This is a genomic window from Streptomyces niveiscabiei, from assembly GCF_001419795.1.
Taxonomy (GTDB): Bacteria; Actinomycetota; Actinomycetes; order Streptomycetales; family Streptomycetaceae; genus Streptomyces; species Streptomyces niveiscabiei.
This window is the reverse complement of sequence record NZ_LIRL01000596.1, coordinates 1-10,884: the sequence shown is the minus strand read 5'-3', so window position 1 is coordinate 10,884 and position 10,884 is coordinate 1. Positions and strand designations below refer to the sequence as shown.

General features: G+C 70.0%; 11 protein-coding genes and 3 tRNA genes. 5 read left to right on the top strand and 9 right to left on the bottom strand.

Annotated elements, in window-relative coordinates; translation table 11 throughout:
* On the top strand, nucleotides 1-1,266 hold a 1,266-nt coding region (locus AOK24_RS27470), incomplete at its 5' end, for a N,N-dimethylformamidase beta subunit family domain-containing protein (RefSeq protein ID WP_055722741.1).
* Between the two features lie 69 nt (nucleotides 1,267-1,335).
* Nucleotides 1,336-2,238: a phosphoribosylaminoimidazolesuccinocarboxamide synthase gene (locus AOK24_RS27465; RefSeq protein WP_055722740.1), complete on the top strand. Its 903-nt coding sequence runs from the start codon at nucleotides 1,336-1,338 to the stop codon at nucleotides 2,236-2,238.
* 52 nt (nucleotides 2,239-2,290) lie between these two features.
* On the opposite strand, the gene AOK24_RS27460 is transcribed toward AOK24_RS27465, so the two are convergent.
* From AOK24_RS27460 to AOK24_RS27425, 8 genes are all read right to left on the bottom strand, one after another.
* A tRNA-Gly gene (locus tag AOK24_RS27460) sits at nucleotides 2,291-2,363 on the bottom strand.
* A gap of 23 nt (nucleotides 2,364-2,386) precedes the next feature.
* Nucleotides 2,387-2,995 (bottom strand): response regulator transcription factor, encoded by a 609-nt coding sequence (locus AOK24_RS27455; protein ID WP_055722739.1) that lies wholly within the window; start codon nucleotides 2,993-2,995, stop codon nucleotides 2,387-2,389.
* On the bottom strand, nucleotides 2,992-4,194 hold the full coding sequence (locus tag AOK24_RS27450; RefSeq protein ID WP_055722738.1) for a sensor histidine kinase: 1,203 nt from the start codon (nucleotides 4,192-4,194) through the stop codon (nucleotides 2,992-2,994). The genes AOK24_RS27455 and AOK24_RS27450 overlap by 4 nt, the downstream gene beginning before the upstream one ends.
* Nucleotides 4,195-4,207: 13 nt before the next feature.
* The gene (locus tag AOK24_RS27445; protein WP_055722737.1) at nucleotides 4,208-4,987 is read right to left on the bottom strand and encodes an ABC transporter permease; all 780 of its coding nucleotides are present in this window, start codon (nucleotides 4,985-4,987) and stop codon (nucleotides 4,208-4,210) included.
* On the bottom strand, nucleotides 4,984-5,931 hold the full coding sequence (locus AOK24_RS27440) for an ABC transporter ATP-binding protein (protein WP_055722736.1): 948 nt from the start codon (nucleotides 5,929-5,931) through the stop codon (nucleotides 4,984-4,986). The genes AOK24_RS27445 and AOK24_RS27440 overlap by 4 nt, the downstream gene beginning before the upstream one ends.
* 128 nt (nucleotides 5,932-6,059) lie before the next feature.
* Nucleotides 6,060-6,132: transfer RNA gene (locus AOK24_RS27435), tRNA-Gly, on the bottom strand.
* Nucleotides 6,133-6,212: 80 nt separating this feature from the next.
* Nucleotides 6,213-6,284: transfer RNA gene (locus tag AOK24_RS27430), tRNA-Gly, on the bottom strand.
* A gap of 134 nt (nucleotides 6,285-6,418) precedes the next feature.
* A complete protein-coding gene (locus AOK24_RS27425; protein ID WP_055722735.1) occupies nucleotides 6,419-6,736 on the bottom strand; it encodes a histone-like nucleoid-structuring protein Lsr2 in 318 nt (105 codons plus the stop codon).
* 292 nt (nucleotides 6,737-7,028) lie between these two features.
* Between AOK24_RS27425 and purS the strand changes: the two genes are divergently transcribed.
* The 3 genes from purS to purL are packed head-to-tail and all read left to right on the top strand — an operon-like array spanning nucleotide 7,029 to nucleotide 10,224.
* Nucleotides 7,029-7,292, top strand: coding sequence for a phosphoribosylformylglycinamidine synthase subunit PurS (gene purS / locus AOK24_RS27420; RefSeq protein WP_015659417.1), 264 nt, complete (start codon nucleotides 7,029-7,031; stop codon nucleotides 7,290-7,292).
* Nucleotides 7,289-7,969, top strand: coding sequence for a phosphoribosylformylglycinamidine synthase subunit PurQ (purQ, locus tag AOK24_RS27415; protein WP_055722734.1), 681 nt, complete (start codon nucleotides 7,289-7,291; stop codon nucleotides 7,967-7,969). The genes purS and purQ overlap by 4 nt, the downstream gene beginning before the upstream one ends.
* Nucleotides 7,966-10,224, top strand: a complete 2,259-nt coding sequence (gene purL / locus AOK24_RS27410) for a phosphoribosylformylglycinamidine synthase subunit PurL (RefSeq protein WP_055722733.1) — start codon at nucleotides 7,966-7,968, stop codon at nucleotides 10,222-10,224. The genes purQ and purL overlap by 4 nt, the downstream gene beginning before the upstream one ends.
* A 41-nt stretch (nucleotides 10,225-10,265) precedes the next feature.
* Here the strand turns inward: purL and AOK24_RS27405 are convergent, their stop codons facing one another.
* Nucleotides 10,266-10,772, bottom strand: a complete 507-nt coding sequence (locus AOK24_RS27405) for a hypothetical protein (RefSeq protein ID WP_159052002.1) — start codon at nucleotides 10,770-10,772, stop codon at nucleotides 10,266-10,268.
* Nucleotides 10,773-10,884: the final 112 nt, after the last annotated feature.

The following is a 10,884-nucleotide window of genomic DNA, read 5'->3' as shown; positions in this document are numbered from 1 at the left end:
GTGCACCGCCAGATCAAGGGCTTCACCTCCCCCGGCGCGGTGACCCCCGGCGAGGCCCTCGACTTCCACATCACGGTCGACCCGCCCCAGCAGTTCACGGTGGACGTCTACCGGATCGGCCACTACAACGGCGAGGGCGCCGCGAAGATCACGACGAGCCCCCGCCTCTCGGGCATCGTCCAGCCCCCGCCCCTCGCGGCGGACCGCACGGTCTCCTGCCACCACTGGTGGCTCAGCTGGCGCCTCCAGGTCCCGGCGTACTGGAACGTGGGAGCGTACGTGGCGGTCCTCACGACGCTGGACGGCTACCGCTCGCACATCCCCTTCACGGTGCGCGACAACCGCCCCGCCGACCTCCTGCTCCTCCTCCCGGACGTCACCTGGCAGGCGTACAACCTGTACCCGGAGGACGGCAGCACCGGCGCGAGCCTATACCACGCGTGGGACGACGAGGGCCGCCTCCTGGGCGAGGCGGACGCCGCGACGACGGTCTCGTTCGACCGCCCGTACGCGGGCGCGGGCTTACCCCTGCACGTCGGCCACGCGTACGACGTCATCCGCTGGGCGGAGCGCTACGGCTACGACCTGGCGTACGCCGACGCGCGGGACCTGCACGCGGGAACGGTGGACCCCACCCGCTACCGGGGCCTGATCTTCCCGGGCCACGACGAGTACTGGTCCGCGAACATGCGCCGGACGACGGAGTTCGCGAGGGACGCCGGCACCTCCCTCGTCTTCCTCTCCGCGAACACCATGTACTGGCAGGTCGAGCTGGGCCCGTCCCCCTCGGGCGCCCCCGCCCGCCTCCTGACGTGCAGGAAGAGGAAGGGCCCCGGCAAGTCCCTGCTGTGGCGCGAGATCGACCGCCCCGAGCAGCAGCTCCTCGGCATCCAGTACGCGGGCCGCGTCCCCGCCCCCCGCCCGATGATCGTCCGCAACGCCCACCACTGGCTGTGGGAGGCGACGGGCGCGCACGAGGGCGACGAGATCGAGCACCTGGTCGCGGGCGAGGCGGACCGCTACTTCCCCCGTACGGCGCTCCCGGAGCACGAGGAGCGGGTCCTGCTGGCGCACTCCCCGTACGACGACGCCCGCGGCACCCGCCGCCACCAGGAGACGTCCCTGTACCGCGCCCCCTCCGGCGCCCTCGTCTTCGCGTCGGGCACCTTCGCCTGGTCCCCGGCGCTGGACCGCCCCGGCCATGTGGACGCCCGTATCCAGCGGGCGACGGCGAATCTCCTGGACCGGATCTGCAAGCGCGACTGACCCGCCGAGCGGTCCGAAAACCGTATACGGGAGAATCGAGGCACCTGTACAGATCCACGGGGAGGAACCGTGCCCGGATTCGTAGTAAAGCCCGAACCCGTCGAGGTGCCGGGCCTGGTCCACCTGCACACCGGAAAGGTGCGTGAGCTGTACCAGAACGAGGCGGGCGACCTCGTGATGGTCGCGAGCGACCGCCTCTCGGCGTACGACTGGGTCCTGCCCAGCGAGATCCCCGACAAGGGCCGCGTCCTCACGCAGCTCTCGCTGTGGTGGTTCGACCAGCTCGCCGACCTGGTCCCCAACCACGTCATCAGCACGGACGTCCCCGAGGGCGCCCCCGCCGACTGGCAGGGCCGCACCCTGGTCTGCACATCCCTCACGATGCTCCCCGTCGAGTGCGTGGCCCGCGGCTACCTCACGGGCTCCGGCCTCGTGGAGTACGACGCGACCCGCACGGTCTGCGGCCTCGCCCTCCCCGAGGGCCTGGTCGACGGCAGCGAACTCCCGGCCCCGATCTTCACCCCGGCGACGAAGGCGGCCGTCGGCGACCACGACGAGAACGTCTCCTACGAGGAGGTCGCCCGCGAGGTGGGCGCCGACACGGCGGCCCAGCTCCGCCAGGCGACGCTGGCCGTCTACAGCCGCGCCCGCGACATCGCCCGCGACCGGGGCATCATCCTCGCGGACACGAAGTTCGAGTTCGGCCACGACGCGGACGGCACCCTGATCATCGCCGACGAGGTCCTCACCCCGGACTCCTCCCGCTTCTGGCCGACCGCGCAGTGGCAGCCGGGCCGCGCCCAGGAGTCCTACGACAAGCAGTTCGTCCGCGACTGGCTGACGTCCCCCGCGTCCGGCTGGGACCGCCGAGGCGAGCAGCCCCCGCCGCTCCTCCCGGAGCACATCGTCGAGGCGACGCGCGCGAAGTACATCGAGGCGTACGAGGTGCTGACGGGCCAGACCTGGCAGTAGCGCAGCAGCCACGAAAAGGGCCCGGTTCCGAGGAACCGGGCCCTTGACCCTGAGCGGACGACGAGGCTCGAACTCGCGACCTCAACCTTGGCAAGGTTGCGCTCTACCAACTGAGCTACGTCCGCACTGCGCCGAAGCGCGAGCCCAACTATACCCAACCCCGCTCCCGGGCGATCCGCACAGCCGCGTGCCGGTTCTCCACCCCCAACTTGGACACGGCGGACGACAGATAGTTCCGCACGGTCCCCTGGGACAGCGACGCCCGCTCGGCGATCTCCGCGACCGGCGCCCCGTCGGCCGCCAGCTCCAGCACCTCCGCCTCCCGGGAGGTCAGCGGCGAATCCCCGGAGGAGATCGCGTCGGCCGCCAACTCCGGGTCCACGTACCGGTTCCCGGCATGCACGGTACGGATGATCTCGGCGAGCCGCTGAGCGCTGACGGTCTTGGGCACGAACCCCCGCACCCCGGCGGCGAGCGCCCGCTTCAGATGCCCAGGGCGCCCGTGACTCGTCACGATCAGCACCCGGCAGGACGGCAGCTCCGTACGGAGAGATGTGGCGACCTTCACACCGTCTGCCCCCGGCATCTGAAGATCGAGCACGGCGACGTCGGGCTCATGGGCCAGAGCCATGGCGAGCGCCTCCGGCCCACTCGCGGCCTCCGCGACGAGGACGAGGTCGTCCTCCAGGGACAGCAGCGCGGCGAGCGCACCCCGGATCAGATGCTCGTCGTCCGCGAGCAGCACCCGCACAGTCATGAAGTGACCTCATTCACAGAAACCGGCACTGTAGCCACCACCCGGAACACCCCGCTCTTCACGAGCCCGGCCTCCAGCGTCCCGTCGACGGACGCGAGCCGCTCCCGCAGCCCGGCGAGCCCTGACCCACCCTCCCCGACCGCGTCGGACGCCCCGTCGTTCTCGACGGTCAGCACGACCCGCTCACCGCTCACGACGAGCCCTATGCGGCACCGCTGAGCGTCCCCGTGCCGCAGCACGTTGGTGGTGGCCTCCCGCACGACCCACCCCAGCACGGACTGCACCTCCCCGGCCAGCTCCCCGACCTCCCCGCGCACCTCGCAGGAGATCCCGGCGGCACTCAACACCCCCCGCGCACCGAGGAGTTCGACCCCGAGGTCGACCTCCCGGTACCCCCGGACGACTTCCCGCACCTCCCGCTGCGACTCCTGCGCGATCCGCTGCACCTCGATCATCTGCTCGACGGCCTCCGCCCGCCCCCGCCGCGCGAGCTGCACGGCGAGCTCGCTCTTGAGGGCGATGACGGCGAGGTTGCGGCCCATGACGTCGTGCAGGTCCCGCCCGAACCGCAGACGCTCCTCGGCGACGGCGAGCCGCGCCTGGGCCTCGCGGGCGTGGTCGAGTTCGTACACGGCTTTGGTGATCCAGATGGAGAAGACGCCGACCGCCGCGCAGAGAGAGGCCGCGAGGAACACGACCACGGCGACGACCAGCGCGGCGAGCCAGGGGTTGCCGAAGGCGAGCAGCGCCAGCGCCGAACCGACGGCGAAGCCGCCGACGACCGCGTACATGTGCCGGCGGTCCCGCAGGCCGAAGCAGAGGACGCCGGGGCCGAAGACCATGACGATGCCGTAGACGACCCCGGTGGTTTCGCCGGCCTTCTCGCCGCCCGGCCCGTAGGCGTCGATCGTGAGGGCGGTGAGGCCGATGGCGGCGGTGAGCGCGCCGAACGCGTACAGCAGCCGTACGGGCTGCTCGCGCACCCCCCGGTGCCAGTCCATGGCCCGCGAGACGACCACCATGATGGCCACCCCGTGCAGCGCGACCAGCGCCAGCACCACCCCGCCGAGCGCCTGCCCCAGCGGCCCGAGGGACGGCAGCACCCCGGACACCTCGATCAGCCCGAACGACCCGACCGACCACCGCGTGTACGTGTCGAACTTCTCCGGCGTGCTCTTCCGCCCCCACCAGCCCCGCATGCTCTTCCGTCCCTCAGCGCCGGGGTTCCCACTTGAACCACCGCTGCACAGCAAACACGGCGGCGACGGTCCAGGCCACTGCGACACCGACCGCCTGGAGCGCCTCGACACCGGACACCTCGCCGGTCCAGGCACCCCGGATCAGCGTGATCGCGGGCGACAGCGGCAGCAACTCCAAGACGGACTCGGCCCGGTCGGGGAAGATCTCCAGCGGTACGGCAATCCCGGAGCAGATCATCGAGAGGAACAGGAACGGCATCGGCGTGACCTGCGCGCTCTCCGCGGTCTTCGTCACCCCGGACGTCACCGCGGCGAGCGCCGCACACACCACGATGCCCAACAGCACGCCCAGCACGGCGAGTTGGGGCGCCTTGGGGGCGTCCATGTCGAGCAGGACCGTGCACCCGGCGATGAGGACGAGGCACTGCACCAGCCCCGTCGCGACCATCGGCAGCGCCGACCCGGCGAGGATCTCCCCGTCCCGCAGCTCCCCGGTCCGCAGCCGCTTCAGCACCAGCTCCTCGCGCCGCATCGTGTAGATCCCGGCCAGCGTCGAGTACACGCCGAAGAGCAGCGCGAACCCGATCCCGGCAGGCAGCAGCACTTGCCCGATGTCGAGGCCGGTCTCCTTCAGCATCTTGTCGTCGGTGAACGCCTTGAGGCTGAACGGCAGCATCAGCGGCACCAGCACGGCCGTCACGATCATGCTCTTGCTGCGCCCCAGCAACGTGAACTCGGCCTGCGCGAGCGCCTTCATCCGCCCCGCCGGCGTCGTGGTCGCGACCCCGCTCATACCGACACCCCTTCCTTGCGCTCCGAGGCGATCCCGAGGAACGCCTCCTCCAACGAGGCCGACCGCACGTCCAGCCGCCTCAGCTCGACCCCGGCGTCCCGCGCCCACACCAGCACCCCGGTCGCCGTGCGCTGCAAGTCGTGCGTACGCAGCCGGACGAGGTCCCCCTCGACGGTGTGCCCGCTCACCCCGAGCTCCGCGAGCGGCGGCAGGTCCCCGACGAAGTACCCGGCTGGCAGCTCGAAGGAGATCCGGGACGGCTGCGAGGCGGTCACCTCGGCCGGCGTGCCCGACACGGCGACGCTCCCCGAGTGCATGATCGCGAGCCGGTCGGCGAGGCCCTCGGCCTCCTCCAGGTAGTGCGTCGTGAGCAGCACGGTCGTCCCGGAGTCCCGCAACGCCCGCACCAACTCCCAGGTGTCGCGCCGCCCTTCGACGTCGAGCCCGGTCGTCGGCTCGTCGAGGAACAGCACCTCCGGCTTGCCGAGCAGCGCGAGCGCGAGGTCGAGGCGCCGCCGCTCACCGCCGGACAACTGCTTGACCCGTACGCGGTGTTTGGCGCCGAGCCCCACCAACTCCAGTGCCTCACCGACGGGTCGGGCCCCGCTCACGCACCCGGCCCACATCCGGGCCGTCTCCACGACGGTCAACTCCGAGGGAAATCCGCCCTCCTGGAGCATGACCCCGGTCCGGGGCCGGACGGCGGCCCGCTCGGTGTACGGATCGTGCCCGAGCACGCGCACCCGCCCCCCGCTCGGCTGCGCGAGCCCCTCCAGCAGCTCCACGGTCGAGGTCTTGCCCGCCCCGTTGGTGCCGAGCAGCGCGAAGACCTCGCCCCGGTCGACGTGGAAGGTCACTCCGCGGACCGCCTCGAACCCGCCCCCGTACACACGCCGGAGGCCCTCGGCCTCGATCACGCGTTCTTTCGTCCCCTTGGCGTTCATGTGTTCAGCGTCCCGCGCGGGGAGAGGGGACGGCAGTGCGCGATGTCACCGCCCGGCATGACAAATGTCAGACACCTGAACAGGGCACGAAAAAGGCCCGGTTCCGAAGAACCGGGCCTTTGACCCTGAGCGGACGACGAGGCTCGAACTCGCGACCTCAACCTTGGCAAGGTTGCGCTCTACCAACTGAGCTACGTCCGCAAAGCATCCGATCGGCTCCCACCGATCGGCGCAAGCACCACCCTACCTGACCCACAAGCATGATCAGTACGGCGTTGCAGAGCGGGTGACAGGAATTGCACACTGCGCCTTCCCCCTGGAAGGGGGATGTTCTGCTACTGAACTACACCCGCACAACCTGCCTGGCCTGGGTTTTTCTCCCGTGCCCGGCGGCGTGCTCCAGACATTAGCCGATCGAGAGGGGGGTAACGCAAGTCGGCTGCCCCCAGGCCCTCCTGAGGGGGCCCGGCGGCAGCCGACGGCCGGGCTACTGCGCCTCGGCGAACGCCTCGTACACCTTCTTGGGGATCCGGCCGCGGGCCGGTACGTCGAACTTGTTCGCCAGGGCCCAGGCCCGGACGGCGGACGGGTCGGGGGCGACCTCCGTCTGCTTGTACGCCTTGCCGGAACGCGACCGCTTGCGGCCGGCCTCCACGTACGGCGCGAGCGCGGTACGCAGTTTCTCGGCATTGGCTTCATTCAGGTCGATCTCGTACGACTTGCCGTCGAGCCCGAACGCGATCGTTTCCGCCGCTTCCGAGCCGTCGATGTCGTCAAAGAGAGTGACCACGACCTTCTGCGCCACGAATATCGGTCCCTTCGGCTGAAAATGCCAATTTTTTTGTACGGTACAGCGCCCAGTAATAAAAAGTGAAGCCGACTAAATCTTCCCGCGTGTCAGGTGCGCAATACCTGTCAGGGGTCGATCGGAGATCTTTCCCGTAACTTTTCCCGAACGCCCCCGTCCGATACCGGATCGTGATGGCGATCACGTAGCTTCCTACAACTCTACCCGCGTAGAAATTTCGTACGGGTAGTCTGAAGCCACCTGCCGGAACAGCCGCAGGAACCCAAGCACCACACCACCGGGAGTGCCCGTGGCACGCGTCGTAGTCGACGTCATGCTCAAGCCGGAGATCCTCGACCCCCAGGGCCAGGCGGTGCAGCGCGCACTGCCGCGACTGGGTTTCGAAGGCATCTCGGACGTCCGCCAGGGAAAGCGATTCGAACTGGAAGTTGACGGACCTGTGGACGAGGCCGCCCTCGCCCGCATCCACGATCTCGCGGAATCCTTCCTCGCCAACACCGTGATCGAGGACTTCACGGTCAAGGTCGAAGAAGTCGCGGAGGCGGCCAAGTGACCGCTCGTATTGGCGTCGTCACTTTCCCGGGCAGTCTCGACGACCGCGACACCCAGCGCGCGATCCGCCTCGCCGGCGCCGAACCGGTCGCGCTCTGGCACAAGGACAAGGACCTCCACCAGGTCGACGCGGTCGTCCTTCCCGGCGGTTTCTCCTACGGCGACTATCTCCGGGCCGGCGCGATCTCCCGTTTCTCCCCGGTGATGGAGACGGTCATCGAGCAGGCGAAGGCCGGTATGCCGGTCCTCGGCATCTGCAACGGCTTCCAGATCCTCACCGAGGCCCATCTCCTGCCCGGCGCGATGCTCGGCAACAACCACCTGCACTTCATCTGCCGGGACCAGAAACTCCGGGTGGACAACGCGGAAACGGCCTGGACCGGCGACTACACGCAGGGCCAGGAGATCCACATTCCGCTGAAGAACATGGACGGCCGGTACGTCGCCGACGAGCGCACGCTCGACGAGCTGGAGGCCGAGGGCCGGGTCGTGTTCCGGTACCTGGACCTGAACCCCAACGGCTCGCTGCGCGACATCGCGGGCATCACGAACGCGGCCGGCAACGTCGTGGGCCTCATGCCGCACCCCGAACACGCGGTCGAGCCCCTCGTCGGCACCGGCCGCACCGACGGCCTCCCCTTCTTCACCTCGATCCTCAAGAAGCTGGTCAACGCATGAGCCGCACGCCTCTGGACACGGTCGAGCACGCGACCGCGACCCCCGACGTCGAGCTGCCCTGGGCCGAACTCGGCCTGAAGAAGGACGAGTACGAGCGCGTCGTCGAGATCCTCGGCCGCCGCCCGACCGGCGCCGAACTCGCCATGTACTCCGTCATGTGGTCCGAGCACTGCTCGTACAAGTCCTCCAAGGTCCACCTCCGCCAGTTCGGCGAGAAGGCCCCCCAGTCCGACGCGCTGCTCGTGGGCATCGGCGAGAACGCGGGCGTCGTCGACGTCGGCCAGGGCTACGCGGTCACCTTCAAGGTCGAGTCCCACAACCACCCCTCGTACGTCGAGCCCTACCAGGGCGCGGCCACGGGCGTCGGCGGGATCGTCCGCGACATCATCGCGATGGGCGCGCGGCCCGTCGCCGTCGTCGACCCGCTGCGCTTCGGCGCGGCCGACCACCCCGACACCAAGCGCGTCCTGCCGGGCGTCGTCGCGGGCATCGGCGGCTACGGCAACTGCCTGGGCCTGCCGAACATCGGCGGCGAGGTCGTCTTCGACGCCTGCTACCAGGGCAACCCGCTGGTCAACGCCGGTGCCATCGGTGTCATGCGGCACGAGGACATCCACCTCGCGAAGGCGTCCGGCGCGGGCAACAAGGTCATCCTGTACGGGGCCCGCACGGGCGGCGACGGCATCGGCGGCGCGTCGATCCTCGCGTCCGAGACCTTCGACGACGCGAAGCCCTCGAAGCGCCCGGCGGTCCAGGTCGGCGACCCCTTCCAGGAGAAGCTGCTCATCGAGTGCACGCTCGAAGCCTTCGCCGAGAAGCTGGTCGTCGGCATCCAGGACCTCGGCGCGGCCGGACTCTCCTGCGCCACCAGCGAGTTGGCGTCCAACGGCTCCGGCGGCATGCGGGTCACCCTGGACGACGTACCGCTGCGCGACTCCACGCTCTCGCCCGAGGAGATCCTCATGAGCGAGTCGCAGGAGCGCATGTGCGCGGTCGTGGAGCCGGAGAAGGTCGAGCGGTTCCTCGCGATCTGCGAGAAGTGGGACGTCATCGCGACGGTCATCGGTGAGGTGACGGACGGCGACCGGCTTGAGATCTTCTGGCACGGCGGCAAGATCGTCGACGTCGACCCGCGCACGGTCGCGCACGACGGCCCCGTGTACGAGCGCCCCTATGCCCGCCCCTCGTGGCAGGACGCGCTTCAGGCGGACGGCGCGGAGAAGCTGGAACGGCCTTCAGGCGGGGCCGAGTTGAGGGAGCAGGTGCTCCGTCTGGTCGCCTCCCCCAACCAGGCGTCCAAGAGCTGGATCACCTCCCAGTACGACCACTTCGTGCAGGGCAACACGGTGCTGGCCCAGCCCGAGGACTCCGGGATGATCCGCATCGACGAGGCGACCGGCCTCGGCGTGGCCATCGCGACGGACGGCAACGGCCGCTTCGCCAAGCTGGACCCGTACGCGGGCGCCCAGTTGGCGCTCGCGGAGGCGTACCGGAACGTCGCGACGACCGGCGCGAAGCCGCTCGCCGTGTCCGACTGCCTCAACTTCGGTTCGCCCGAAGACCCCGCTGTCATGTGGCAGTTCGCCGAGGCCGTGCGTGGACTCGCCGATGGCTGCCAGCAGTTGGGGACGCCGGTCACCGGTGGCAACGTCTCCCTGTACAACCAGACCGGCGAGGCCGCGATCCACCCGACGCCGGTCGTCGCCGTGCTGGGCGTCATCGACGACGTCGCCCGCCGCACGCCCGTCGCCTTCCAGGAAGAGGGCCAGCTCCTCTACCTCCTCGGCGACACCCGCGAGGAGTTCAGCGGCTCGGCGTGGAGCCAGGTCGTCCACGACCACCTCGGCGGGCTGCCGCCCAAGGTCGACCTGGAGCGCGAGCGCCTCCTCGCCGAGATCCTCATCTCCGCGTCCCGCGACGGCATGATCGACGCCGCGCACGACCTGTCGGACGGCGGGCTCGTCCAGGCGGTCGTGGAGTCGGCCCTGCTCGGCGGCATCGGCGCCCGCCTGGTCGTCCCCGACGGCCTGGACGCGTTCACCTTCCTCTTCTCCGAGTCGGCAGGACGGGCGGTCGTCTCCGTCCCCCGCTCCGAGGAGGTCCGCTTCAACGACATGTGCGGCGCGAGGGGCCTGCCGGTGACCCGCATCGGCGTCGTCGACGGCGAAACGGTGGAACTCCAGGGCGAGTTCACCCTCCCGCTGGCCGAACTGCGCGAGGCACACGAGGCTACGATCCCGGCGCTGCTGGCGTAACTCTCATGTACTGAGGTCCCGTCCGGTCTCCGGGCGGGACCTCAGCGCGTATCCAGGCCCGCCCAGCGGCGCAGATCCGCGCAGGTCGGGTCGGGGGCCGACGTCCGTGCGGTGATCGTGCCCAGCGCACGCGGCACGTGCTGGGCCAGGTAGAACAGGCGGAGCGCCGGCTGCCGGGTGGAGTACGCGCACAGCCGGATCGTGAGGACCGCCTTCTCCACGGCCTCGTCCGCGAAGGCGGTCGGCACGCCCGCGAGGAGCGTCCAGCAGGCGCGGTCGTTCACCGCGTCGGAGACGGTCCGCAGAGGCACCTCGTCGAGCGTCGCGAGGGAACAGGGCGCCCCCTTCGCGACGGCGTCCCGCAGCACCGCGTGAAAAACCATCCCGGCGAGGACCCCGAACACGAACTCGCCCCACTCCACGTCGATCCCCTTCGCCCGGAGCCCCTCCCACCGTCTCTCCCTCCGCCACCAGTCCACGTCCTCCAGCGGCAGCAGGCACCGCCCGAGCCGCAAACACTCCCCCCAGACCGCCTCTTGCCCACTCACTCCCATCAACTCGCCCCCTTTCTCGGCCCATTGTCCGACCGCCGGAGCCAATTACCGCTGATTTCCCGCTACTTGAGCAGTGGCCGCAAGGGACCGCACCCCCGGAAAACCC